The organism is Metabacillus sp. YM-086 (assembly GCF_048059995.1).
Taxonomy (GTDB): domain Bacteria; phylum Bacillota; class Bacilli; order Bacillales; family Bacillaceae; genus Metabacillus; species Metabacillus litoralis_B.
The window spans coordinates 85084-110228 of sequence record NZ_JBLUOI010000012.1; the positions used below are offsets into that span (position 1 = coordinate 85084).

Sequence of the window (25145 nt, forward strand, 5' to 3'; positions counted from 1 at the left end):
CAGAATGGAACTTCATATTCTGTCCTTCCTTCAATTTTTTTGTTAAGGGAAGGAGGCATGCTAATGAATGAACCAAAATATGTAACTGTTACAGCACTAACAAAATATATAAAACGTAAATTTGATGTTGACCCACACTTGTCAGACATTTGGATAAAGGGGGAAATCTCAAACTTTAATTTACATAGTCGTGGTCATATGTATTTTACTTTAAAAGATGAAAAAGCACGAATTCAAGCAGTTATGTTTGCTGGGGCAAACAAATCATTAAAATTCCGACCAGAGAATGGTATGAAGGTATTAATGCGTGGTGAAATTTCTGTTTATGAACAAAGTGGCGGCTACCAGGTTTATGTTAAAGAAATGCAGCCAGACGGAATTGGTAGTCTATATCTAGCTTACGAGGAGTTAAAAAAGAAGCTTCAAAATGAAGGGCTTTTTAATGAAATACATAAAAAACCAATACCGAAATACCCGAATGAAGTTGGAGTCATAACTTCACCAACTGGAGCGGCCATACGTGATATATTAACAACAATAAACAGACGTTATCCTCTAGCAAAAGTCATTCTCATTCCTGCCCTTGTTCAAGGTGTTCAAGCTGGGGCGTCGGTTGCAAAAGCCATTAAAACAGCTAATAAATTAGGAACATTGGACGTTTTAATTGTTGGTCGAGGTGGCGGATCGATAGAGGAGCTTTGGGCTTTTAATGAAGAAATTGTGGCAAGGGAGATTTTTGCTTCAACTGTGCCAATTATCTCTGCAGTAGGCCATGAAACAGATTTTACAATTGCTGACTTTGTTGCAGATTTACGAGCACCAACCCCTACAGGTGCAGCAGAGCAAGCTGTTCCACATGCCAGTGATTTGATTGATCGTGTGTTAGACCGGAAAAATAGGGTGAAACGAGCTTTACAAGAGAAGGTAAATTCTCAGAAAGAAAAGCTGAATCATTATCAAAATTCGTATGCATTTCGTTATCCAAAGCAGCTTTATCTACAAAAAGAACAGCAACTTGACACAATAATGGACCGATTATCAAAAGAAGGCCAAAGAACGATAAATCGCAAAAGAGATAACTATATGTATTTGCAGAACCGTTTGGCCCAAGTGCATCCAAAAGATCAAATAAAAAGATCCAATCTAGAGCATGAAGCCTTACTTAAAAAGCTTAACAGGGAAATGAGTACATTAATAACGCATAAACAGTCGCAATTTCAAGTAACACTTGCTAAACTAAATGCATTAAGTCCATTAAAGATTATGGATCGTGGATATAGTCTTGTTTATCAAGATGACAAGCTGATTAAAAGCGTAAATGGTATAAAAACAGGGCACAAACTGAAAGTACAATTAAAAGATGGTCAGATTGATTGTCAAGTTCAGGGGATAGAGGAGCGAACAATACATGAGTGATGAAAAGCAAACAAAAAATGAAGAAGTTTCATTTGAAACTGTGATGCAACAGCTAGAAGAGATTGTTGGCAAGCTTGAAGAGGGTGATGTTCCTTTAGAAAAAGCAATTGAATATTTTCAAAAAGGAATGGAACTTTCAAAGTTATGTCATGATAAGCTTCAGCATGTTGAAAAACAAATGGATTTTATTTTACGTGAAGATGGTGAGCTAAAGCCATTTGAGCTTCAGGAGGAAGAAAAATCGTGACCAACATGTTAAACGATTTTTTAAGTACTAGAAAACAAAAGATTGAAGAGGCACTTCCTTTTTATATAAAAGAACTTCAAACGCCAAAAATCTTACAGGAGTCAATGATTTATTCGCTAGAGGCTGGTGGGAAGCGCTTACGACCGATTTTAGTTTTAGCTGTGCTACATACATATAATAAACCTGAAGAACTTGGCTTGGCGACTGCCTGTGCCATCGAAATGATTCATACCTATTCATTAATTCATGATGATTTACCTTGTATGGATGATGACGATCTAAGACGAGGAAAACCAACAAATCATAAAGTATTTGGTGAAGCGATAGCTGTGCTAGCTGGTGATGGGTTATTAACTCAAAGCTTTGCCCTAATTGCTAATGATCCAACTTGTTCAGCTGAACAGAAGCTGAGACTAATATCTGAACTAGTTAAGGCATCTGGTGCAGAAGGAATGGTTGGTGGACAAGTTGCTGACATGGAAGGCGAAGCAAAAAAGTTAAGCATAGAAGAGCTTCAGTCTATTCATGAAAACAAAACAGCAAAGTTACTCGCTTTTAGTATTATTGCAGGAGCTATATTAGCTGAAGCGCCTGAAGAGGATATTAACAAGCTACGAGAATTTTCCTATCATGTAGGAATTGCGTTTCAAATCCGAGATGATATTTTAGATCTAGAAGGAAATCAAGAAAAACTTGGAAAGCCTGTAGGTTCGGATACAATTAATGAAAAAACAACATACCCCTCAATCTTAACTATGCAAGGAGCAAAAACAAAGCTTGAGGATCATATTATGAAAGCAAAACAATTAATAAAAAGCTTATCTGTTCCATCTGAACTATTAGAACAAATGTGTGATTTAATTGCCAAAAGAGATCATTGATTAAAAAACCGTTTCCGTTTGGTAACGGTTTTTTTAGATCTCTCTATTCCTCATATAAATTAAACGTTTTCAAGCTTAATAAAAGTCAATTATATACATAAATCATTGTAATTATAGCATTTTTATGGTAAGTTTTTTTTGCTTGCAAAACGTTACGATCATCAAACATAGAGTATTGTTGAATTCTTAAAAACGTTTTCAAATATAAGGTTTTTACGTTAAAATAGATAGACAAGAATATAATAGAAGTAACGAAATCGACTAGAGAATCAAACTGAATTGAAAGTGAGTGATCCATTTGGATCTTCTATCCATTAAAGACCCTAGCTTTTTAAAAACATTATCTAACAATGAACTCGAAAAACTTAGTGCAGAAATTCGTCAATTTCTTATAGAAAAATTATCTGAAACAGGCGGGCATATTGGACCTAATTTGGGTGTTGTTGAATTAACAATTGCCCTTCATAAAGTGTTTGATAGTCCACAGGATAAATTTATTTGGGATGTTGGCCATCAATCTTATGTTCATAAAATCTTAACTGGCCGAGCTGGTGATTTTGATACGTTACGTCAATATAAAGGACTTTCAGGATTTCCAAAACGTGACGAAAGTGAACATGATGTATGGGAAACCGGTCATAGCTCAACATCACTTTCCGCTGCAATGGGAATGGTGATTGCAAGAGACATTAAAAAATCTAAAGAACATATTATCCCGATTATTGGAGACGGTGCCTTAACAGGTGGGATGGCCTTAGAAGCACTAAATCATATTGGACATGAGCAAAAAGACATGATTGTTGTTTTAAATGATAACGAAATGTCGATTGCTCCAAATGTTGGGGCACTTCATAATGTCCTTGGAAGACTCCGTACAGCTGGCAAATACCATTGGGTTAAAGATGAGCTGGAATATTTATTGAAGAAAATTCCAGCAGTAGGTGGGAAGCTTGCCGCTACAGCTGAACGAGTGAAAGACAGCTTAAAGTATATGCTAGTTTCAGGCGTCTTTTTTGAAGAACTAGGCTTTACTTATTTAGGTCCTGTTGATGGACATAACTATGATGATTTGTTTGAAAATCTTCAATATGCTAAAAAGACTTCAGGACCTGTCTTACTTCATGTAATTACCAAGAAGGGTAAGGGATATCAACCTGCAGAATCTGATAAAGTTGGAACCTGGCACGGAACAGGTCCATATAAGATTGAAACGGGTGACTTCGTAAAACCAAAAGTAATTGGTCCTGCCTGGAGTAAACTAGTAAGTGATACAGTTCAAAAACTTGCTCGTGAAGATGAGCGAATTGTAGCTATTACACCAGCAATGCCAGTTGGTTCTAAATTAGAAGCCTTTGCTCAGGAATTTCCTGATCGCATGTTTGATGTTGGAATTGCTGAACAGCATGCAGCTACAGTAGCAGCAGGTCTAGCAACACAAAATATGAAGCCGTTTTTAGCGATATACTCGACTTTCTTACAAAGAGCCTATGACCAGGTCGTTCATGATATTTGTCGTCAAAACTTAAATGTTTTCATCGGAATTGACCGAGCTGGTTTAGTTGGTGCTGATGGTGAAACACATCAAGGTGTATTTGACATTGCCTTTTTACGACATGTTCCAAACATTGTCGTTATGATGGCTAAAGATGAAAATGAGGGTCAGCATTTAGTTAATACGGCACTTAAATATAATGATGGTCCGATTGCTCTACGCTATGCTCGAGGCAATGGTTTAGGTGTAGCTATGGACGAAGAGCTTAAAGTGATTCCGATTGGAACATGGGAAGTGTTAAAGCAAGGTACGGATGCTGTTATTTTAACATTTGGAACGACAATTGAAATGGCAATGGAAGCAGCTACTATCCTAGAGAAACAAGGAAAATCAATTCGAGTTGTAAATGCGCGCTTCATAAAACCTTTAGATGAAAAGATGTTACATGAAATCTTTGCTGAGGGAATGCCGATTTTGACAATTGAAGAAGCCATTCTTCAAGGTGGTTTTGGAAGCTCTGTACTTGAATTTGCTCAGGAACATCAATATATACAAACTGTTATTTCAAGAATCGGTATTCCAGATCGATTTATTGAACACGGAAGTGTTTCGAAGCTACTTGAGGAAATCGAAATGACAACTGAACATGTTGTTCATAAGTTAGAAGCTATGATTCCTAAACAAGAACAAAAGGTACTTCGCTCATGAGTAATAAAAAAGAAAGATTAGATATTCTGCTTGTAGAAAATGGTTTGTTTGATACAAGAGAAAAAGCGAAGCGTGCAGTTATGGCAGGTCTTATTTATGGGAACGAAGAGCGATTAGAAAAACCCGGTGAAAAGGTCTCAAGAGATGTTGTATTAACAATTAAAGGTCAAACACTTCCTTATGTAAGTCGTGGTGGCTTAAAACTGGAAAAAGCAATAAATGAGTTTGATATTAATGTTAGTGACAAAATAATGATTGATATCGGCTCGTCGACAGGTGGATTTACGGATTGTGCCCTCCAAAACGGTGCAAAGTTATCTTATGCACTTGATGTAGGGTATAATCAATTAGCATGGAAGCTTCGACAAGATGAACGTGTAGTTGTAATGGAGCGAACAAATTTCCGCTACGTAACTCCAGCTGATTTTGAAAAAGGAATGCCAGAATTTGCATCTATAGATGTTTCATTTATTTCTTTAAGACTTATTTTTCCTGTCCTTAAAACAATTTTACGTGCAGAAAGCGATGTAGTTGCTCTTGTAAAACCTCAGTTTGAGGCTGGAAAAGAATTTGTTGGGAAAAAGGGCATTGTACGTGACCCTGAGGTACATGAGCATGTTTTAAAAGAAATGATGGAATTCGTTCTAAAGGAAGGGTATGATATTCAGAACCTTTCATTTTCTCCGATAACGGGAGGAGATGGCAATATTGAGTTCCTTCTACACATAAGATGGGAAGGTTCTCAGGAAAAAGGAACAAATCATTTTCAAAAATCAGCAAAACAAGTAGTAGAGGAAGCGCATGCCACACTAAAAGAAAAAAGGCAAAGTGATAAACAGGAGTAATAGCCCACAGCTATTTTCCTGTTTTTTTAATTGGTCCTAAAAATAGTCTGTATATTCATGCAATTCCTAATAATCAACAAAGAAATCCAAAATCCAATTTTGCATTATTTTATGCAGTTTTTCTAAAGGATTTTTATTAAATCTGTACATTTATAAGGATTTAATATAAGATGAGAAGTATAAACATACAAAAAGAGAAGAATTGCATCAATGCAAAAGGGGTGCCTTAGATGAATAAAGGACAAAGACATATCAAAATACGTGAAATAATTACAAATAATGATATTGAAACACAAGATGAATTAGTTGATTTATTAAAAGGGATGGGCTTTAATGTAACACAGGCAACGGTATCAAGGGACATAAAAGAGCTGCATCTAGTTAAAGTGCCAATGCTTGATGGACGATATAAATACAGTCTGCCTGCTGACCAAAGGTTTAATCCATTACAAAAACTAAAGCGTGCCTTAATGGATGCATTTGTTAAGGTGGATTCTGCAGGGCATATGCTTGTGATGAAAACATTACCAGGAAATGCTAATGCAATTGGAGCTTTAATTGATAACCTGGATTGGGATGAAGTTTTAGGAACAATTTGTGGTGATGATACAATTCTACTCATTTGCAGAACACCAAATGACACGGATATAATCACACAACGTTTTTTAGACATGCTTTAATTCCTTAGGAAATAAATTGATAGAAATTATTATAAGAGGTGTGATTCTGTTTGTTAGCGGAATTATCAATAAAAAACTTTGCGATTATTGAATCTTTAACAGTTTCATTTGAGAGAGGACTAACTGTATTAACTGGTGAAACCGGGGCTGGAAAGTCAATCATCATTGATGCCATTCATTTATTAGCAGGAGCAAGAGGATCTTCGGAATTTGTTCGGTATGGAGAAAAACGGGCAGAATTAGAGGCGCTATTTTTATTAGATGATACGAATCATCCTGTTTATCTCAAATGTGAAGAGTTTGGAATTGATGTTAGTGATGGAATGATTATTCTTAGAAGAGATATGTCTTCAACAGGTAAAAGTATTTGCCGGATAAATGGGAAGTTAGTAACAATTGCTGTTTTAAGAGAAGTTGGTCAGCTTTTGGTTGATATTCATGGGCAGCATGATAATCAAGAGCTTATGAACGAGGAAAATCATCTATCATTGCTGGATCAATATGGTGGGCAAGAAGTAAAGGATGCATTAGAAGCCTATTTAGATGTATACCGACATTATGATGGCTTAAAAAAGAAAATTACCCAGCTTTCCGAAAATGAACAGGAAATGGCTCACCGGCTTGATTTGCTTCAATTTCAATTAGATGAAATAGAAAAGGCAGAGCTACAGCCAAAAGAGGACGAGCTATTACAAGAAGAGAAAAATCAAATATCGAACTATGAAAAGATATATGATGCACTGCAAAACGGTTATAACTCACTTCATGGCGAACAAAAAGGGTTAGATTGGATAGGTCTTGCCATGAGTCAGCTTGAAAATGTGGGCCAAATAAATACTACTTTAAAGGAACTTTCAGAGACGGTTTCAAACGCTTTTTATATGTTGGAAGACATTTCGTATCAGCTACGAAATGAATTGGAATCTCTAGAATTTGATCCTGGACGACTGAATTACGTTGAGGGTCGATTGAATGAAATTAACACTTTAAAGAGAAAATATGGTCAATCTGTTGAAGAGATTTTGACATATTCAGCTAAGATTGAAGAGGAAATCGATACGATACAAAATAAAGATAGCCATATAACTAAATTACAAAAAGAGCTTCAATCGATTACAGAAGATTTATCCATTGAGGCGAAAAACCTTTCAATGATTAGGCAGAAGCATGCTAAGATGCTAATTGAGGAAATTCATCAAGAGCTTAAAGAGTTATATATGGAGAAAACAAGCTTTGATGTTAACATGAAAGAAAAAAGAAACAATGTTAACGAGATAAAATATACTTCAACAGGTGCAGAAGAAATTGAATTTTATATTTCTACTAACCCTGGTGAACCATTAAAACCATTAAATAAAACTGCATCAGGTGGAGAACTCTCACGGATCATGCTTGCAATGAAAAGTATCTTTTCACAGCACCAAGGAATCACATCAATTATTTTTGATGAAGTTGATACCGGTGTTAGTGGGCGTGTTGCTCAAGCTATTGCTGAAAAAATTTATCGAGTTTCTAACGGTTCTCAAGTTCTATGTATTACACATCTTCCACAGGTCGCTGCAATGGCTGATACACACTTATATATTGCAAAAGAAACAAAATCGGGTCGAACCAAAACAAGTGTTAAGCCATTGGTAGAAGACGAGAAAGTTAAAGAAATCGGACGAATGATTGCTGGGGTAGAAGTAACGGAGCTTTCAAAGGAACATGCAAAAGAACTTCTGTTACTTGCTTCTTCATCAAAACGTTAAGTGAAAGCTGCCACTATATAAGTTGGCAGCTTTTTTGGTTTTTATTTACGGTAATTTCATCCTTGTTTCACTTTCAAAATGATGTTAATTCTGACAACAAATCCTTTAAATTTCTATCCATTACAGTTATAAATCAGGCCTTAAAAGGCTACATTAAAACTGTAGCCATATAAGAAGATATGGTGTGGGTTAGGAGCGAGGAGAGTGAAGGTTTTTGCAGACAGATAAAATCAGAAAAATAATTGGTGTACTTCTCCTTGTTTTATTAATGAGTTTAGGTTTTGTGAAAGAAGTTCAAGAATACGTTAAAATACCTAAAAATTTGACGGTATTTGAGTCACAAAATGTGAGCGTGAATCGTTCGATACCTGTAAATGCTTCTCAAGATGCAGAGACAGCGTTTACTGTTCAGAAAAATACGGATGGTAAAACACTTGATGTTCATGGGAAAAAAGCAGGAGAAGGTGAAGTGGTATTTGATCTTGCTGGCTTTCCGGTGAAAAAAACAGGTGTAAAGGTGTTACCTGATTTCAAGGTCATTCCTGGAGGTCAGTCAATTGGTGTAAAACTAAATACTCTTGGCGTATTGGTGGTTGGACACCATCAAATTAATACTGCAGAAGGTAAGAAGTCTCCAGGTGAAATTGCTGGAGTGGAAGTAGGCGACATTATTACAAAGATAAACGGGAAAAAAATTGAGCAAATGAGTGATGTTACTCCATTTATTCAAGATGCAGGTAATACAGGTAAGCCACTTGATTTAGTGTTATCGAGAGAAGATCAAGAAATTAAAACGAAACTGTATCCACTAAAAGATGAAAATGATCGTTCATATCGAATTGGCCTGTATATTCGCGATTCGGCAGCAGGCATTGGTACCATGACGTTTTACGATCCAAAATCTAAAAAATATGGAGCATTGGGTCACGTCATTTCGGATATGGATACGAAAAAGCCAATCGTTGTTGAAAATGGTCAAATTGTTCGATCAACTGTTACTTCAATTGAAAAAGGTAGTAACGGAAACCCAGGTGAAAAACTAGCAAGGTTTTCAGGAGATCGCAAAATTATCGGTAACATTACACGTAATAGTCCTTTTGGTATCTTTGGTGAGCTTAATCAAGATATTACAAATGGAATAATGGATAAGGCGATGCCAATTGCTTTATCAAATGAAGTCAAAGAAGGTCCAGCAAAAATCCTAACAGTTGTTGATAATGACAAGGTTGAGGAATTTGATGTTGAAGTCGTTAGCTCTGTTCCTCAAAAGTTCCCGGCAACTAAAGGAATGGTTATTAAAATCACAGATGAAAAATTACTGGATAAAACCGGTGGTATTGTTCAAGGGATGAGCGGGAGTCCAATCATCCAAAATGGAAAAGTCATAGGTGCGGTTACTCACGTTTTTGTAAATGATCCAACTTCAGGGTATGGTGTTCATATTGAATGGATGCTAAATGAAGCAGGTATTGATATTTATGGAAATCAAGAAAAAGATAAAGCAAGCTAATAAGGAACTGTCAAGAAAATTTTCTTTTCTTGGCAGTTTTTTATCTTTTTCCTTTTCAATGTCCGTGGAATTATGTAAAATAAAGGTGAAAAGATTTTTCGACAAAATGAACATGGATTTGATTTGTCAAATGGTGTATAAAGTCGAAAAATAGAGTAAAATGAAGAAAAACTTTGTTATCCTCCATTTTTTAAAGTTTTTTCAAAAAAATAAAGGTATTTTTACTGGATTGTCGAATTGATTTATGTAATCATATGTATAGATATAAGATATAATGGCAAATCAAGACTGAGGAGGAAGTATTTGTGGGTAAAATTAAAGTTTGTATAGTTGACGATAATCGGGAACTTGTTGGTTTATTAGAAGAATATTTATCAAGCCAAGATGATATTGAGGTTCTTGGTGTTGCATATAATGGTCAAGAATGTTTAAATATGTTAAAAGATAAGGAGCCGGATGTTTTAGTATTGGATATTATTATGCCACACTTAGATGGACTAGGCGTTTTAGAAAAACTAAGACAAATGGATCGTCCGCAACCAAATGTAATCATGCTTACAGCATTTGGACAAGAAGATGTAACGAAGAAAGCGGTTGACCTTGGAGCTGCTTACTTTATTTTAAAACCGTTTGATATGGAAGGTTTAGCAAGTCACATCCGTCAAGTAAGCGGAAATGCTGCACCAATCATTAAACGAGCTAATTCTTCAATTAGATCTGCTGTTGAGCCACAATCCAAAGGTAAAAATTTAGATGCTAGCATTACAAGCATCATCCATGAAATTGGAGTTCCTGCACATATAAAAGGCTATTTATACTTACGTGAAGCAATTTCTATGGTTTATAACGATATCGAATTATTAGGATCAATTACAAAAGTGTTATATCCTGATATTGCAAAAAAATATAACACAACTGCATCACGTGTTGAACGTGCTATTCGTCACGCGATTGAAGTGGCATGGAGCCGTGGAAACATTGAATCCATCTCATCTCTATTTGGCTACACAGTAAGCATGACAAAAGCAAAGCCAACAAACTCAGAATTTATTGCAATGGTAGCTGATAAGCTTCGTTTAGAGCATAAAGCGAGCTAACAAAGATAATGAAAAACCTCCTTAAACCAAAGTGTTAAGGAGGTTTTTGTGTTCAGTATTGAAAAATCACTTATATTTTATCACATTTTGTTCTAATGACTCTAAGTGCCTTTGGGAAACTATTAGTTGTTCTTGAAATGTGTCTAAAATGTCTTTGGGAAATTCTCGAATAGATAAGAACTTTTTATACATTTTTATAGCGTTTCTTTCTCGGCCAATCTGTATTTGAAACACTTGATAGAGACTTCCTGTATTTTTTTTTATATAATGTCTTGCTCTATCTTTAGGAAGCTCAATATTATATTTTTTAAATAACGGTAGCAACATGCTCATCTGGTGTTGATCTTCGATTTTTATTTGAACAAAAGGGCGGATACTACCGTATTTTTCAATAGAATAATCAAAGTTTGCTTGCTTTAAATATTTATCCTCAAGAGCATATGAAAGTGCCTCGGCCAGAGATATGTTTGAGTCTTCTAAAGCTTCCTGAGCTCCGTATTTTACAGATTCATTACCGATAGTATGGGTAGGAGAAAAAACCATTATAAAAAGAAATAAAACGGTGCAAATCATACGCGGCTTCATGTTGTGAATCTCCTTTAGCATCGCTTTTTTTTACTATTCACTAAAGATTAAAATCTTATGTAACGGGGCAGGGAAATGGTCTATCCCCAAGTTAGTATATGGCCAGAATGTGATAATCCTCCGCCAAATCCATAAAGTAATAAGGTGTCACCTGGTTTCACTTTTCCTTCCTTTATACCTAAATCAAGAGCTAATGGAATTGAGGCAGCAGATGTATTCCCAAAATGAACTAAGCTATATAAGGTTTGGTTAATGCTGAATCCGCTTTTTTCACATATTGATTCAATCATGCGCAAATTAGCGCTATGTGGGATAAACCAATCAATATCTTCCTTAGTTAAGTTTGAGTCAGCTAACAACGTATTAATACCGGTTGGGACAGTTGTGACCGCCCATCGATAGACCTCTCTGCCATTTTGTACAAGTTGTTTTTTATCTTGAAGATCTTGCTCGAACATCGTAGTTGAGAGGTGTGTACCATACAAATGGATACCTTTTTCCCCTTCAGAATTCACGCTTGATGCCAGAAAATGACCTTTGCTATCAGCTTCTACTAAAACAGCACCTGCACCATCACCAAATAAAATGCATGATGTTCGGTCTGTGAAGTCTGTTATCTTTGATAACGTCTCCCCTCCTATTACAAGTATTTTCTTATGAAGACCACTTGATAGTAAGCTGTTAGCAATATGCAGTGCGTATGTAAAACCAGCGCATGCTGCATTCAGGTCGATAGCCCCTGCCTGTCTAATACCTAATCTACCTTGGACATATGAAGCGACACTTGGTGTTAAAAAGTCTGGTGAAAGTGTACTAACAATGATAAAATCAACATCACTAATTTCTTTATTATATCGAATGACTAAATCTTCAACAGCTTTTACGCATAGGTCACTTGTGAATTCATTTTCCGCAGCAAGGCGTCTTTCTTTAATTCCTGTTCGTTTTGAAATCCATTCATCGTTTGTATCAATAATCTGAACAAAATCATTATTTGTCATGATTTTGGTGGGGACATAGGTGCCAATTGCTGTGATTCTGGCCTTTGATTGCATTCATATCACCTCATCAAATTTTATAAGTTTATCATAACACCTATTATTATTACTTGGTACTAAAAAATAAAAGAATAAAGGAAAGTGGGTAAAAAGGTAGAATAAAGAAGTTGATAAATTTAACTGTTCAAGATGATACAATGAGCGTGGGTAAAAAAGAAACCCTTAAATACTTATCGTCTGAGATAGGTTTTAAGGGCACAGTAGAAGAGAGATTAATTCTGATCTTCTTCTTTATTAATTTCTGCCAGTTTAGCAAGTAAAATATGCTGTGGCATATGCATTACCTGTTCTAATGGAACATTAAGCGAAGCTGCTAATTTTTGTGCAGTGTCTGCAGAGATTTGTAATGGTCTCATAAGAATCATCCCTCCTATTTATATTTAACTATTATTTTACATGAAAAGAAGGTGTAAACAAGATGACATTGATTTTTGGTCACAGAGGAGCAGCTGGAACGTACCCGGAAAATACGATGCTATCATTTCAAGAAGCACACCACGTTGGGGCAAACGGAATTGAGTTGGATGTTCAAATGACAAATGATGGAGAATTAGTCGTCATCCATGATGAAAAAGTAGATCGGACTACAGATGGCTTGGGGTATGTAAAGGACCTAACCTTAAAGCAAATTTCTCACCTTGATGCTTGCTATCTATTTAAACAATATAGTAAAAAAACACCTATTCCAACCCTTGAAGAGGTATTAAATTGGGCTTCTCAGCTTCAAGATTCTTTTGTTGTTAATATTGAACTTAAAAATGGAATCATTCAGTATCCATTTATAGAACAGAAAACAATCGAATTAATACATAAATATAAAATGCAGAAGAATGTGATCATCTCTTCTTTTAATCATTATAGTTTAGTTACTTGTAAGCAGATTGATGCTGAAATTGAAACGGCTATTCTGTATATGGAAGGATTATATAAACCGTGGAATTATGCCAAAACGATTGGTGCTACTGGTTTGCACCCGCATTATTATGCAGTTAACTCTTTTATCATTAATGAGGCGAAACAAAATTCTCTTGATGTTAGACCATTTACAGTTAATGATGAAGAAGTTATGAAAAACTTAGTCAATGATGGATGTGCAGCATTTATAACTGATTTTCCTGAGAAAGCAGTAAATTTAAACAAAGAGGAGTGAGCTATTATACGAGCTCACTCTTTTTATTTATTCCTTTCAAACCATGCCTATTTACTTTTACTGAACCGTTTTTGTACTTTATTTCGTTTACGATCTCGATAAAAAATAAACCCTGCTACAAAGGCTAGTCCACCTAAAAATAGAATTAAGCCGATGATAAATTGTAGAGCTAAGAAAGGAATAGGAGGTTGAAGGATACCAAATGTCATATCTCTCATAAGCTTAATACCATAGGCAGCTAACACGCCTGGGATGACCATAATGATTAATGCAATTATCCTCGACATTATTCTTCGTCCTTTCGTATTCTCAGAATAATTGTCTGTTTCGAAGCTCGGTTTGTCAAGTGGTATTCTTTTAGGATAAAATAGAACTGTGCAAAAAATTGCAAATTCTGAACAAAGGTTATGGATGGACTTTAATGTGAAATGAAGGGGATAGATTGTATGCAACAAGTTGTGATCATAGGTGCGGGTAAAGGTGGTAAAGCACTAATAAAAAGAATGATTGAAACAAAGATGATGGATGTAATGATGGTTATTGATAAGAATGAGCATGCTCCTGGGGTGAAATATGCTAAAGCTCAAGGAATTAAAACAGCTACTAATTGGAGAGAGGTTACCAATCAAAAGGTAAATATTATTATAGATGCAACTGGATCTGATGAACTAATGCACGAGCTTCAACAGGAGAAACATCCTGATACAACCATTATACCTGGATCTGTTGCACTACTCATTTCTGAATTAGTGGAAGAAAAAGAGGTGTTGATTGCTAGATTAAAGGAAGAAACATATAAGCAGCAAACTATTTTTAATTCCACAAATGACGGAATGATCGTTATTGATATTAACGAACGAATCATACTTTTTAATAAAACTGCAGAAAAAATCACCGGATTTCCTCGAAAAAAGGCAATTGGTTTGAAAATAAAGGAAGTTATTCCATCGACAAAACTCGGAAGAACCTTAAAAACCCGAGAAGTTGAGACAAATCAAGAACAGGTTCTTGAAAATGGATTGAAAATTATTACGACAAGAATTCCTTTAATCGATGAATCAGGAAATTTGTTAGGAGCCTTGTCGTTATTTAAAGATATCACCGAAGTGGTGAACTTAGCAGAAGAAGTAACAAATTTAAAAGATATACAAATGATGCTAGAGGCAATCATTCAATCGTCTGAAGAGGCAATTTCAGTTGTTGATGAGGAAGGTCGTGGAATCCTAATTAATCGGGCTTACACAAAACTAACCGGGTTAACAGAAGAGCAAGTAATAGGTAAGCCTGCTACAGCTGACATATCTGAGGGAGAAAGCATGCATATGAAGGTATTGCAAACAAGGCGCGCTGTTCGTGGTGTAAGAATGAAAGTCGGTCCAGCAAAAAAAGATGTTATTGTAAATGTTGCTCCTGTTATTGTAAGCGGAAAGCTTAAAGGTAGTGTTGGTGTGATCCATGATGTGTCTGAAATTCAAACACTTACAACTGAATTAAACAGAGCAAGACAGATTATTCGGACACTGGAAGCTAAATACTCTTTTGAAGATATTATTGGAGTTAGTGAAGAGATGAAAATGGCAATTGAGCAGGCGAAGCTTGGAGCAAAAACCCCTGCCACTGTTCTGTTAAGAGGGGAATCAGGTACAGGAAAAGAGTTGTTTGCCCACGCGATACATAATGCTAGTGATCGAAAATTTAATAAATTCATTCGGGTAAATTGTGCGGCTATTGCTGAAAATCTTCTTGAAAGTGAATTGTTCGGCTATGAAGAAGGGGCGTTTTCCGGTGCAAAGCGTGGTGGGAAACGAGGGTTTTTTGAGGAAGCAAATAATGGAAGTATTTTCTTGGATGAAATTGGTGAACTTTCCGCCAATATGCAAGCGAAATTACTTCGTGTCCTGCAGGAAAATGAAATTGTAAGAGTTGGAGGAACAAAGCCCACTTCAGTTAATGTTCGTTGTATTGCAGCGACGAATGTTAATATCGAGAAAGCAATGGCCGAGGGGCTTTTTCGTGAAGATTTGTACTATAGATTAAATCGTTATCCTATTTCAATTCCACCATTAAGAGATCGAAAAGAAGATATTCCTGCCCTTTGTGAGAGGTTAATTCGTAAGTTAAACCAAGACTACGGAAGGAATATTGAGAGCCTCACGTCCCAAGCAATTAAGAAGCTGATGGAGTATAACTGGCCGGGAAATGTAAGGGAGCTTGAAAATGTTCTAGGCAGGGCAATTATTTTTATGGAGCATCATGAGACAGCGATTGATGGGCAACATATACCATTGCTTCAGCAACCAGCCAAAGAGGATAAAATACAAGAAGATATCACAATTGTTCATAATAATAGTGAAACACTTGCGGAAGCTGTAGAAAGAGTGGAAGCGGAAGTGATTAAGAAGTCTTTAGAACAACATGATTATAATCGAACCCAAACAGCAAAGGCTTTAGGAATTTCACTTCGAAGTTTGTATTATAAGATGGAAAAATATAACCTTGCAAATAATAGCATGCAACATGATTCATAGTTTGCAAAATGATGCATAATCGTTATATGATAAGGGAGGATAAATTTCATGTATTTAAAAATTTGTCGCCCTTATTATACATATGTAAAAAAAGTTAAATGCTGATAAATGAATAATGGACAAGTTCAATATGAAAAATATAAATATTTTTGGCACACTTCTTGCTTAAAAGATAGTAGAAGCTGATGAAAAACATCTTGGAAGGAAATGAGTAGCAAATGAATTTGGAAAGCCTTCTAAATGAAGCAGTGAACAAAAAAGGGCAAACTGTTGCAGTTGCTCAAGCTGAGGATGAGGAAGTAATAGAAGCTGTAGTGCAGGCTACTCATCGAGGTCTCGCACAATTTCTATTATTCGGTAATCGAGATGAAATTGACTATTTACTGAATCAAAAGAATGCAGAAAAAGAACATGTGCACATTTTTCATGCTAGAACAAGGGAACAAGCAGCAGAACTAGCAGTTAGAGCGGTTCACCAAAATGAAGCAACCGTATTAATGAAAGGGAATATCTCAAGCTCTACCCTTTTAAAGGCTGTCTTAAATAAAGAGTATGGATTAAGAACGGGAAGGATTTTATCCCATGTAGCTTTGTTTGATATTCCGGGTTATAAAAACCCAATCATTGTGACTGATGCAGCGATGAATATTGCTCCTGATTTACATCAGAAAGAGCAAATTATTGTTAATTCTGTCCAGGTTGCTCAATCCATTGGTATAAAACTACCTAAAGTAGCAGCAATTGCTGCTATTGAGGGGGTAAATCCTTCTATGCAAGCAACGTTAGATGCAGCTTCACTAACGATGATGAATAAAAGAGGGCAAATAAAAGACTGTATCATTGATGGACCGTTAGCGCTTGATAATGCAATCTCTCTATCGGCGGCAGAACATAAAGGAATTACAAGTGAGGTGGCTGGTCAGGCTGATATCTTATTTGTCCCGACAATTGAAGTAGGAAATGTTCTTTATAAATCCTTAATTTATTTTGCGAAGGCCAAGGTTGGGGCAGTGATTGCAGGAGCAAAAGCACCAATTGTTTTAACGAGTCGATCGGATTCTTCAGAAAGCAAACTCTATTCATTGGCGTTAGCTTTATGTTCAACCGGAAAGTAATCATTAGGAGGAAACAACATGGAAATCTTTAAATATATGGAGCAGTACGATTATGAGCAATTGGTATTTTGTCAGGATAAACAATCAGGACTAAAGGCGATTATTGCCATCCATGACACAACGTTAGGACCTGCGCTAGGTGGGACACGTATGTGGACATATAATTCTGAAGAAGAAGCGATAGAAGATGCTCTTCGCTTAGCAAGAGGAATGACTTATAAAAATGCTGCTGCCGGATTAAATCTTGGTGGAGGAAAGACAGTAATAATTGGAGATCCTCGAAAAGATAAAAATGAAGAAATGTTTCGAGCATTTGGTCGCTACATTCAAGGGTTGAACGGTCGCTACATTACAGCGGAGGATGTTGGTACAACGGTTGCTGATATGGACTTAATTCATGAAGAAACGAATTATGTGACTGGAATTTCACCGGCTTTTGGATCATCAGGCAATCCATCACCTGTTACGGCTTATGGAGTTTATCGTGGCATGAAAGCTGCAGCAAAAGAGGCATTTGGTTCTGACTCGCTTGAAGGAAAGGTCGTTGCTGTTCAAGGAGTAGGAAATGTTGCGTATAATCTTTGCAAGCATTTGCATGAAGAGGGTGCAAAACTAATTGTTACAGATATTAACAAAGATGCCGTACGTCGAGCAGTTGAAGATTTTAATGCTAGGGCAGTAGAGCCGAATGAAATATACGGAGTAGAATGTGATATCTATGCACCTTGTGCTTTGGGGGCAACAATTAATGATGTAACAATTCCACAGTTAAAAGCTAAGGTTATTGCTGGAGCGGCAAATAATCAGTTAAAAGATACGCAACATGGTGACATAATCCATGAAATGGGTATTGTTTATGCACCAGACTATGTAATTAACGCAGGTGGCGTAATTAATGTAGCTGATGAACTGTATGGATACAACAGTGAAAGAGCATTGAAAAAAGTTGAAACAATTTATAATAATATTTCACGAGTTATTGAAATTGCAAAACGCGACGGAATCCCTACTTATCTTGCAGCAGACCGCTTAGCAGAGGAAAGAATTGAACGAATGAGAAACTCTCGTAGTCAATTTTTACAAAATGGACATCATATTTTAAGTCGTAGATGAACTAAGTAAAAGGAGTTAGGAGTGTACTTCTAACTCCCGTACATAATCATATTTTTGGAAAAGATGTCTGAGATACAGCGGAGGTTTAGACGTTGGAATTAAAAGAATATCGAATCCTTGTCATTAATCCGGGATCCACTTCAACAAAGATTGGTGTTTTTGATAATGAAAGATCAATCTTTGAAAAAACATTAAGACATGATTCTGAAAAACTGAATACCTATCCTCACATTATCGATCAGTATGAGTTTCGAAAACAAACGATTTTAGAAACGCTAGATCAAGAAGGGATCAACATATCAAAATTAGGTGCCGTTTGTGGTCGTGGAGGTTTACTTCGTCCAATTGAAGGTGGCACCTATACAGTTAATGATCAAATGATTGAAGATTTGCGGAATGGATTCGCTGGTCAGCATGCGTCTAATTTAGGCGGTATTATTGCATTTGAAATTGCCAATGCCTTAAATATCCCTGCGTTTATTGTTGACCCTGTTGTTGTAGATGAAATGGAAGAGATTGCAAAAATCTCAGGTGTTCCTTCTATTCAACGAAGAAGTATCTTTCATGCCTTAAATCAAAAAGCTGTTGCAAGGAGAGTAGCATCGGATTTAAATAAACGATATGAAGAACTGAATTTAATCGTTACCCATATGGGTGGTGGAATCACAGTTGGTGTTCATCGTAACGGACGTGTAATAGATGTGAACAATGGGCTGCATGGTGACGGACCTTTTAGTCCGGAGCGTGCTGGGACCGTTCCAGCAGGAGACCTTGTAAGCATGTGTTATTCAGGTGAATACTTTCGAGAAGAAATGATGAAAAAACTAGTAGGTCAAGGTGGCCTAGTTGGATACCTTGGAACGAATGATGCGATTAAAGTTGAAAAAATGGTGGAGGCAGGAGATCAAAAAGCTGCCCTGATCTATTCAGCTATGGCCTATCAAATTGCGAAAGAAATAGGTTCGGCAAGTGCTGTGTTAAAAGGGAAAGTTGATGCGATTGTGTTAACAGGCGGACTTGCATATGGCAAAAAGTTTGTAAAAGAGATTTCTTCCTACATTGATTGGATTGCAGATGTTTTAGTTTTTCCAGGTGAAAATGAACTTCAGGCATTAGCAGAAGGTGCTTTACGGGTTCTAAGAAATGAAGAAGAGGCAAAACATTATCCTAACGAAAAGATGGTTTCAAAGGTTTTTTAGTACTTGTCTAGGATTAGCAAGTGTTTGAAGTTAGTGAAAGAGAGGGTGTTTTAATGGCAACGGAATATGATTTGGTTATTCTCGGCGGAGGTACAGGTGGCTATGTAGCGGCTATTCGTGCTTCTCAGCTTGGTCTTAAAACAGCAGTTGTTGAAAAAAGCAAGCTAGGAGGAACCTGTCTTCATAAAGGGTGTATCCCTAGCAAAGCTTTATTGAGAAGTGCTGAGGTATATGCAATGACTAAAAAAGCTGAAGAATACGGTGTTGAAACTTCCGGCGTGAATTTGAACTTCTTAAGAGTTCAAGATCGTAAGCAATCGATAGTAAATCAATTATATACCGGTGTTCAGCAGTTAATGAAAAAAGGAAAGATCGATGTTTATGAAGGAATCGGTCGTATTCTAGGTCCTTCCATTTTTTCACCGATGCCGGGTACCATCTCTGTTGAAATGAACAATGGAGAAGAAAATGAAATGTTAATACCAAAAAATGTAATTGTTGCGACTGGCTCCAGACCACGTAGTCTACAAGGCTTAGAAATTGATGGAAACGTTGTGCTAAGTTCTGATGAAGCACTTGAATTAACAGAACTACCAAAATCAATCCTGATCGTCGGTGGTGGGGTGATTGGAATTGAGTGGGCATCCATGTTATCAGATTTTGGTGTTGAGGTAACGGTACTGGAATATTCAGATCGAATTCTCCCAACAGAAGATAAAGAGATAGCGGAAGAAATGAATAAGTTAATGACAACTAAAGGCATTACAATTGTCACTAGTGCCAAGGTTTTACCTGAAACAGTAAGTAAAGACAACAATGGTATTTCTGTAAAAGCTGATCAAAACGGGGAAATGAAAGAATTTACAGCCGAAAAAATGCTAGTATCAGTTGGACGATTACCAAATGTTGAAGGAATTGGACTAGAAAATACAGATATTCAGCTTGAAAAGGGTTATATCCATACCAATGATTTTTACCAAACGAAAGAGTCTCATATTTATGCGATTGGTGATGTGATCGGGGGGTTACAGCTTGCTCATGTTGCCTCACATGAGGGGATCATTGCCGTTGAACATATAGCAGGAAAAGAACCGATGCCAATGGATGAAACCCTTATTCCAAAATGTATCTACAGTTCTCCTGAAATTGCTAGTGTTGGCTATACAGAGGACGAGGCAAAAGAGAAAGGTTTTAAAGTAAAGGTAGGGAAATTTCCTTTTAAAGCGATAGGAAAAGCTCTTGTTTACGGAGAAACAGATGGATTTGTTAAGCTGGTCGCTGATTCAGAGTCAGATGATTTATTGGGTGTTCATATGATTGGACCTCATGTCACAGACATGATTTCCGAAGCAGGCCTTGCAAAAGTGTTGGATGCAACCCCATGGGAAATTTCACACACGATTCATCCACATCCAACGTTATCTGAAGCAATCGGTGAAGCAGCTCTAGCGGTTTATGGAAAAGCAATCCATTTATAAATTACATTTATTTTGCCTGAAATAAAGAGTCTGGTAGAACAAAAGGTCTTAATCTATTACAGGAATGACTCTACCAGTGCTCATCCTTTTAAATAGGAGGAATTGATATGACAGAAAACCGTCATCTCTCATTAAACCTTACGGATGAAGATGTGTTAAATATGTATGAAACGATGTTATTAGCAAGGAAAATTGATGAACGAATGTGGCTATTAAACCGTTCAGGTAAAATACCATTTGTCATTTCCTGCCAAGGACAGGAAGCGGCCCAGGTTGGTGCTGCTTATGCGTTAGATCGTAACAAAGACTATGTACTTCCTTACTACCGTGATATGGGTGTTGTTTTAGCGTTTGGTATGACAACAAAAGAACTTATGCTTTCTGCATTTGCTAAAGCTGAGGATCCTAATTCAGGTGGTCGACAAATGCCCGGACATTTTGGTCAAAAGAAAAATCGGATTGTAACAGGATCTTCACCAGTTACCACACAAGTGCCACATGCAGTAGGGGTTGCTTTAGCTGGTAGAATGCAAAAGAAAGATCTTGTAACATTTGTTACGTTTGGGGAAGGCTCTTCGAATCAGGGAGATTTTCATGAAGGAGCCAATTTTGCTGCTGTTCATAAGCTTCCTGTTATATTCATGTGTGAAAATAACAAATATGCTATTTCAGTTCCCTATGAGAAGCAAGTTGCCTGTGAGAAAATCTCAGATCGTGCCATAGGGTACGGCATGCCTGGTGAAACCGTTGATGGAAATGATCCACTTGAAGTATATCGAGCTGTAAAAGAAGCTGCAGACCGCGGGCGTCGCGGAGAAGGTCCTACCTTAATCGAAACAATCTCCTACCGCTTAACACCACACTCTAGTGATGATGATGATCGTAGCTATCGTGAGCAGGAAGAAGTGGCTGAAGCAAAGAAAAATGATCCTATCTTAAAATTTGCTCAATACTTAAAAGAATTAACTATTTTAACCGATGAGAAAGAAAAACAAATCGTCGAAAACATTATGAATCTTGTGAACGAAGCAACTGAATACGCTGAAGCGGCTCCATATGCGGATCCAGAACATGCGTTAAAGTATGTATACGCAGAGTAAGGGGGAAGAAAAATGGCGATTATTTCTTATATAGATGCCATTACAATGGCGATGCGTGAAGAAATGGAGCGCGATGAAAAAGTTTTTGTGTTAGGAGAGGATGTTGGTTTAAAAGGTGGAGTTTTTAAAGCAACAGCTGGATTATACGAAAAGTTTGGTGAAGAAAGAGTCATTGACACTCCTCTGGCCGAGTCGGCAATTGCCGGTGTAGGAATAGGGGCAGCAATGTATGGAATGAGACCGATTGCTGAAATGCAGTTTGCAGATTTTATTATGCCTGCAGTGAATCAAATTATTTCAGAAGCAGCAAAAATTCGTTATCGCTCTAATAATGATTGGACTTGTCCTATAACGATAAGAGCACCCTTTGGTGGTGGAGTGCATGGTGCATTGTATCACTCGCAATCAGTGGAGGCGGTTTTTGCTAACCAACCAGGCTTGAAAATTGTCATCCCGTCTACTCCTTATGATGCAAAAGGGTTATTAAAGGCTGCCATTCGTGATGAAGATCCAGTGTTATTTTTCGAACATAAACGTGCCTATCGTTTAATCAAAGGTGAAGTTCCTGCAGATGACTATGTGTTGCCAATTGGAAAAGCTGATGTAAAGCGTGAAGGAGAAGACGTAACGGTTATCACTTATGGCCTATGTGTTCATTTCGCTTTGCAAGCTGCTGAACGTTTAGCTAATGATGGTATTTCTGTACACGTTCTTGATTTAAGAACCATTTATCCTTTGGACAAAGAAGCAATTATTGAAGCTGCTTCAAAAACAGGAAAAGTGCTTCTTGTAACAGAGGATAATAAAGAAGGAAGTATTATTGGTGAAGTGTCAGCCATTATTGCAGAAAATTGCTTATTTGACTTAGATGCACCAATTAAACGTTTAGCTGGACCAGATGTTCCAGCAATGCCTTATGCCCCAACGATGGAAAAATTCTTTATGATTAATCCTGATAAAGTAGAGGCAGCGATACGTGAGCTTGCTGAATTTTAATAATAAAGCCTTTTTAATGAGGAGGATTATAAGTGGCAATTGAACAAATTAAAATGCCTCAACTAGGTGAAAGCGTCACAGAGGGTACCATTAGCAAGTGGCTTGTGGCTGTTGGAGATACAGTTAATAAATATGATCCCCTTGCTGAAGTAATGACAGATAAAGTAAATGCAGAAGTACCGTCTTCTTTTACTGGTGTAATACGTGAGCTTATTGCAGAAGAGGGAGACACTTTAGCGGTTGGTGAAGTGATTTGCACAATAGAGGTCAGTGGTATTGAACATAAAGGTGAAAGTAAAGACGCTACTCAAAGTAATGAGGAATCTGTTTCAGAACATAATGTTAGCATTAATGATCAATCGAATAAAAAACGCTACTCACCTGCAGTTCTGAGAATTGCCCAAGAACATGATATAAACATAGAGCTAGTTAATGGAACGGGTGCAGGTGGAAGAATTACGAGAAAAGATCTATTAAAGCTAATAGAAAGTGGGTCAATTCCTTCTGATCATCAAGAAGAGAAAAAGCCGGTTGAGGAAGTACCTGTAAATGATATTTCACAACCACTACCTAAGCAAACTCAGCCTCTACCTCCGAGTGCTCCGGGAGATATTGAAATTCCAGTATCAGGAGTTAGAAAAGCAATTGCTGCAAACATGGTTCGCAGCAAACATGAAGCTCCTCATGCATGGATGATGATGGAAGTGGATGTTACAAATTTAGTTCAATACCGTAATTCTGTAAAAGATGAATTTAAGAAAAATGAAGGCTTTAACTTAACTTTCTTTGCCTTTTTTGTAAAAGCAGTAGCTCAAGCACTAAAAGAATTTCCTCAAATTAATTCAATGTGGGCGGGAGATAAAATTATCCAGAAAAAGGAGATTAATATCTCTATAGCTGTTGCAACAGAGGATTCTCTTTACGTACCGGTCATTAAAAATGCAGATGAGAAAACGATCAAGGGAATTGCAAGAGAGATTACAGATCTTGCTTATAAAGTTCGGAGCGGAAAATTAACCTCAACTGATATGCAGGGAGGAACATTTACGGTAAATAACACTGGTTCTTTCGGATCCGTACAGTCAATGGGGATTATAAATTATCCACAAGCTGCAATTGTTCAGGTTGAATCTATTGTAAAGAGGCCTGTCATCATTAATGGCATGATAGCTGTCAGAGATATGGTTAATTTATGTATGTCTTTAGATCACAGAGTGCTTGATGGATTAATTTGTGGCCGATTCTTATCACGTGTTAAAGAAATTCTGGAAACAACGTCAAAAGATACTACATCTATTTATTAATTTCTTCAAAAGGAAGCAAACTGTTATGGCCTACAGGTTCGGTTTTGAAGTACAAAATTGAATTAACATTGCTTTTCAAAATAGTAATTCGCACTAGGATTAAAAGCAATTTGGCAAATAAATCAGCAAACAAAAAATGCTTGGAGATGTATTATGCTCCAAGCATTTTTTATACCAAGATAACACCCGATTAAGCGATTTCCAAATCTTCAAGAATCGCAAGGAAATAAGCTACTAAAATAAGTGGAGAAATTCCTCTTAATGAGGAGATAGCACAAAAAATAGATTAAATAGACGGAAACAATCCGCCTATTTAATCGAAAAAGATGAAAATGGACCATTTTACTTGGTGTAAGCAGAAAAATTCCGCTTATATCCCCAAAATTGAGTTCCATTCTTCGTCTAACCGGAAAAATTCCGCTTATTTCTTACGATTAGTCAAGCGTATTTCAGTTAATTCGTTTATATTTTTTTATTAGATGTATTTGGGAGGGGTACCCCTCCCAAATACATCTAAATTTTCCCATGACAAAAAGACCTCACGATATTCTTTTTTTCGAAAGGTCAGTGTGCTATAGTGAATATAAACTTGGCTACGATTTCTGAGCTGGTAGTGCGGACTCATAATCGTAAAGTATGCCGTGTGTCAGTAACTGAAACGTCACTTTCAGAAACTTATTGATACACGCCACAATCGCGACCTTATGAGGCTTTCTCTGAGGTTGCGTTTTTAATTTGTAATAATAGTCTACTAAATGATTAGGTTTTCCTTTTGCCATAATCATCGTACAAATCATAAAAAATAAAATCTTCCTTAGCTTCTTATTTCCTCGTTTATTAATACGATCACGGTATTGTGTATTACCAGATTGATAGCGCATAATATCGATGC

The 25145-nt window shown here is 36.7% G+C and carries 23 protein-coding genes; 18 read left to right on the top strand and 5 right to left on the bottom strand.

Annotation, left to right across the window (positions count from 1 at the left end; genetic code table 11):
• Positions 1 to 63: 63 nt before the first annotated feature.
• The 9 genes from xseA (at position 64) to spo0A (ending at position 10627) form a co-directional block, all read left to right on the top strand.
• Positions 64 to 1416, top strand: a complete 1353-nt coding sequence (gene xseA / locus ACEWK1_RS07865; protein ID WP_251398245.1) for an exodeoxyribonuclease VII large subunit — start codon at positions 64 to 66, stop codon at positions 1414 to 1416.
• Positions 1409 to 1663 (top strand): exodeoxyribonuclease VII small subunit, encoded by a 255-nt coding sequence (locus ACEWK1_RS07870; protein ID WP_251398248.1) that lies wholly within the window; start codon positions 1409 to 1411, stop codon positions 1661 to 1663. Before xseA ends, ACEWK1_RS07870 begins: the two co-directional genes overlap by 8 nt.
• Entirely contained in the window at positions 1660 to 2544 is an 885-nt protein-coding gene (locus tag ACEWK1_RS07875; protein WP_232273292.1) for a polyprenyl synthetase family protein, read from the top strand. Before ACEWK1_RS07870 ends, ACEWK1_RS07875 begins: the two co-directional genes overlap by 4 nt.
• A 298-nt stretch (positions 2545 to 2842) precedes the next feature.
• Complete coding sequence (gene dxs, locus ACEWK1_RS07880; protein WP_212138557.1) at positions 2843 to 4744, top strand: 1-deoxy-D-xylulose-5-phosphate synthase; 1902 nt, start codon at positions 2843 to 2845, stop codon at positions 4742 to 4744.
• The gene (locus ACEWK1_RS07885) at positions 4741 to 5589 is read left to right on the top strand and encodes a TlyA family RNA methyltransferase (RefSeq protein WP_212138556.1); all 849 of its coding nucleotides are present in this window, start codon (positions 4741 to 4743) and stop codon (positions 5587 to 5589) included. Before dxs ends, ACEWK1_RS07885 begins: the two co-directional genes overlap by 4 nt.
• A 230-nt stretch (positions 5590 to 5819) precedes the next feature.
• Positions 5820 to 6269 carry a transcriptional regulator AhrC/ArgR gene (gene ahrC / locus ACEWK1_RS07890; protein WP_251398251.1) on the top strand — a complete coding sequence of 150 codons (450 nt, stop codon included), beginning with the start codon at positions 5820 to 5822 and terminating at the stop codon, positions 6267 to 6269.
• A gap of 50 nt (positions 6270 to 6319) precedes the next feature.
• Positions 6320 to 8020, top strand: coding sequence for a DNA repair protein RecN (recN, locus tag ACEWK1_RS07895; protein WP_416635904.1), 1701 nt, complete (start codon positions 6320 to 6322; stop codon positions 8018 to 8020).
• A 214-nt stretch (positions 8021 to 8234) separates the two neighbouring features.
• Positions 8235 to 9530, top strand: a complete 1296-nt coding sequence (gene spoIVB, locus ACEWK1_RS07900) for a SpoIVB peptidase (protein ID WP_121662726.1) — start codon at positions 8235 to 8237, stop codon at positions 9528 to 9530.
• Between the two features lie 305 nt (positions 9531 to 9835).
• Entirely contained in the window at positions 9836 to 10627 is a 792-nt protein-coding gene (spo0A, locus tag ACEWK1_RS07905) for a sporulation transcription factor Spo0A (protein WP_416635905.1), read from the top strand.
• Positions 10628 to 10693: 66 nt separating this feature from the next.
• Here spo0A and ACEWK1_RS07910 read toward each other — a convergent pair whose 3' ends face one another.
• From ACEWK1_RS07910 to ACEWK1_RS07920, 3 genes are all read right to left on the bottom strand, one after another.
• A complete protein-coding gene (locus tag ACEWK1_RS07910) occupies positions 10694 to 11212 on the bottom strand; it encodes a hypothetical protein (protein ID WP_416635906.1) in 519 nt (172 codons plus the stop codon).
• An 80-nt stretch (positions 11213 to 11292) separates the two neighbouring features.
• On the bottom strand, positions 11293 to 12267 hold the full coding sequence (locus tag ACEWK1_RS07915) for a ketoacyl-ACP synthase III (protein WP_416635907.1): 975 nt from the start codon (positions 12265 to 12267) through the stop codon (positions 11293 to 11295).
• Between the two features lie 215 nt (positions 12268 to 12482).
• Positions 12483 to 12626: a YycC family protein gene (locus ACEWK1_RS07920; RefSeq protein WP_121662721.1), complete on the bottom strand. Its 144-nt coding sequence runs from the start codon at positions 12624 to 12626 to the stop codon at positions 12483 to 12485.
• A 62-nt stretch (positions 12627 to 12688) separates the two neighbouring features.
• Here ACEWK1_RS07920 and ACEWK1_RS07925 point away from each other — a divergent pair, with 62 nt between their 5' ends.
• Complete coding sequence (locus ACEWK1_RS07925) at positions 12689 to 13420, top strand: glycerophosphodiester phosphodiesterase (protein ID WP_416635908.1); 732 nt, start codon at positions 12689 to 12691, stop codon at positions 13418 to 13420.
• A gap of 47 nt (positions 13421 to 13467) precedes the next feature.
• Here ACEWK1_RS07925 and ACEWK1_RS07930 read toward each other — a convergent pair whose 3' ends face one another.
• Entirely contained in the window at positions 13468 to 13707 is a 240-nt protein-coding gene (locus ACEWK1_RS07930; protein ID WP_121662719.1) for a DUF2627 domain-containing protein, read from the bottom strand.
• A 159-nt stretch (positions 13708 to 13866) separates the two neighbouring features.
• Here ACEWK1_RS07930 and ACEWK1_RS07935 point away from each other — a divergent pair, with 159 nt between their 5' ends.
• The 8 genes from ACEWK1_RS07935 to ACEWK1_RS07970 all read left to right on the top strand — a co-directional run bounded on the left by ACEWK1_RS07935 (position 13867) and on the right by ACEWK1_RS07970 (position 24253).
• Entirely contained in the window at positions 13867 to 15948 is a 2082-nt protein-coding gene (locus ACEWK1_RS07935; RefSeq protein ID WP_212138549.1) for a sigma-54 interaction domain-containing protein, read from the top strand.
• 218 nt (positions 15949 to 16166) lie between these two features.
• Positions 16167 to 17063, top strand: a complete 897-nt coding sequence (yqiS, locus tag ACEWK1_RS07940; RefSeq protein ID WP_251398263.1) for a phosphate butyryltransferase — start codon at positions 16167 to 16169, stop codon at positions 17061 to 17063.
• A gap of 18 nt (positions 17064 to 17081) precedes the next feature.
• Positions 17082 to 18176, top strand: coding sequence for a branched-chain amino acid dehydrogenase (bcd, locus tag ACEWK1_RS07945; RefSeq protein ID WP_121662716.1), 1095 nt, complete (start codon positions 17082 to 17084; stop codon positions 18174 to 18176).
• Positions 18177 to 18268: 92 nt separating this feature from the next.
• On the top strand, positions 18269 to 19375 hold the full coding sequence (gene buk / locus ACEWK1_RS07950) for a butyrate kinase (RefSeq protein WP_212138548.1): 1107 nt from the start codon (positions 18269 to 18271) through the stop codon (positions 19373 to 19375).
• A gap of 53 nt (positions 19376 to 19428) precedes the next feature.
• Positions 19429 to 20853, top strand: coding sequence for a dihydrolipoyl dehydrogenase (gene lpdA / locus ACEWK1_RS07955; RefSeq protein ID WP_416635909.1), 1425 nt, complete (start codon positions 19429 to 19431; stop codon positions 20851 to 20853).
• A gap of 107 nt (positions 20854 to 20960) precedes the next feature.
• Positions 20961 to 21953 (top strand): thiamine pyrophosphate-dependent dehydrogenase E1 component subunit alpha, encoded by a 993-nt coding sequence (locus tag ACEWK1_RS07960; RefSeq protein ID WP_121662714.1) that lies wholly within the window; start codon positions 20961 to 20963, stop codon positions 21951 to 21953.
• 12 nt (positions 21954 to 21965) lie between these two features.
• Positions 21966 to 22949 (top strand): alpha-ketoacid dehydrogenase subunit beta, encoded by a 984-nt coding sequence (locus ACEWK1_RS07965; RefSeq protein WP_121662713.1) that lies wholly within the window; start codon positions 21966 to 21968, stop codon positions 22947 to 22949.
• A 32-nt stretch (positions 22950 to 22981) separates the two neighbouring features.
• Complete coding sequence (locus ACEWK1_RS07970) at positions 22982 to 24253, top strand: dihydrolipoamide acetyltransferase family protein (protein WP_416635910.1); 1272 nt, start codon at positions 22982 to 22984, stop codon at positions 24251 to 24253.
• Positions 24254 to 24846: 593 nt separating this feature from the next.
• On the opposite strand, the gene ACEWK1_RS07975 is transcribed toward ACEWK1_RS07970, so the two are convergent.
• Positions 24847 to 25145 (bottom strand): transposase (locus ACEWK1_RS07975; protein ID WP_416635911.1); only part of this gene is annotated, 299 nt, incomplete at its 5' end.

Bases quoted from the DNA above. Each gene is read 5' to 3' on its own strand.
- xseA (WP_251398245.1), top strand. From the start codon at position 64: ATGAATGAACCAAAATATGTAACTGTTACAGCACTAACAAAATATATA.
- ACEWK1_RS07870 (WP_251398248.1), top strand. From the start codon at position 1,409: ATGAGTGATGAAAAGCAAACAAAAAATGAAGAAGTTTCATTTGAAACT.
- ACEWK1_RS07885 (WP_212138556.1), top strand. From the start codon at position 4,741: ATGAGTAATAAAAAAGAAAGATTAGATATTCTGCTTGTAGAAAATGGT.
- ahrC (WP_251398251.1), top strand. From the start codon at position 5,820: ATGAATAAAGGACAAAGACATATCAAAATACGTGAAATAATTACAAAT.
- ACEWK1_RS07910 (WP_416635906.1), bottom strand. From the start codon at position 11,212: ATGAAGCCGCGTATGATTTGCACCGTTTTATTTCTTTTTATAATGGTT.
- ACEWK1_RS07915 (WP_416635907.1), bottom strand. From the start codon at position 12,267: ATGCAATCAAAGGCCAGAATCACAGCAATTGGCACCTATGTCCCCACC.
- ACEWK1_RS07920 (WP_121662721.1), bottom strand. From the start codon at position 12,626: ATGAGACCATTACAAATCTCTGCAGACACTGCACAAAAATTAGCAGCT.
- ACEWK1_RS07925 (WP_416635908.1), top strand. From the start codon at position 12,689: ATGACATTGATTTTTGGTCACAGAGGAGCAGCTGGAACGTACCCGGAA.
- ACEWK1_RS07930 (WP_121662719.1), bottom strand. From the start codon at position 13,707: ATGTCGAGGATAATTGCATTAATCATTATGGTCATCCCAGGCGTGTTA.
- ACEWK1_RS07935 (WP_212138549.1), top strand. From the start codon at position 13,867: ATGCAACAAGTTGTGATCATAGGTGCGGGTAAAGGTGGTAAAGCACTA.
- yqiS (WP_251398263.1), top strand. From the start codon at position 16,167: ATGAATTTGGAAAGCCTTCTAAATGAAGCAGTGAACAAAAAAGGGCAA.
- bcd (WP_121662716.1), top strand. From the start codon at position 17,082: ATGGAAATCTTTAAATATATGGAGCAGTACGATTATGAGCAATTGGTA.
- lpdA (WP_416635909.1), top strand. From the start codon at position 19,429: ATGGCAACGGAATATGATTTGGTTATTCTCGGCGGAGGTACAGGTGGC.
- ACEWK1_RS07960 (WP_121662714.1), top strand. From the start codon at position 20,961: ATGACAGAAAACCGTCATCTCTCATTAAACCTTACGGATGAAGATGTG.
- ACEWK1_RS07965 (WP_121662713.1), top strand. From the start codon at position 21,966: ATGGCGATTATTTCTTATATAGATGCCATTACAATGGCGATGCGTGAA.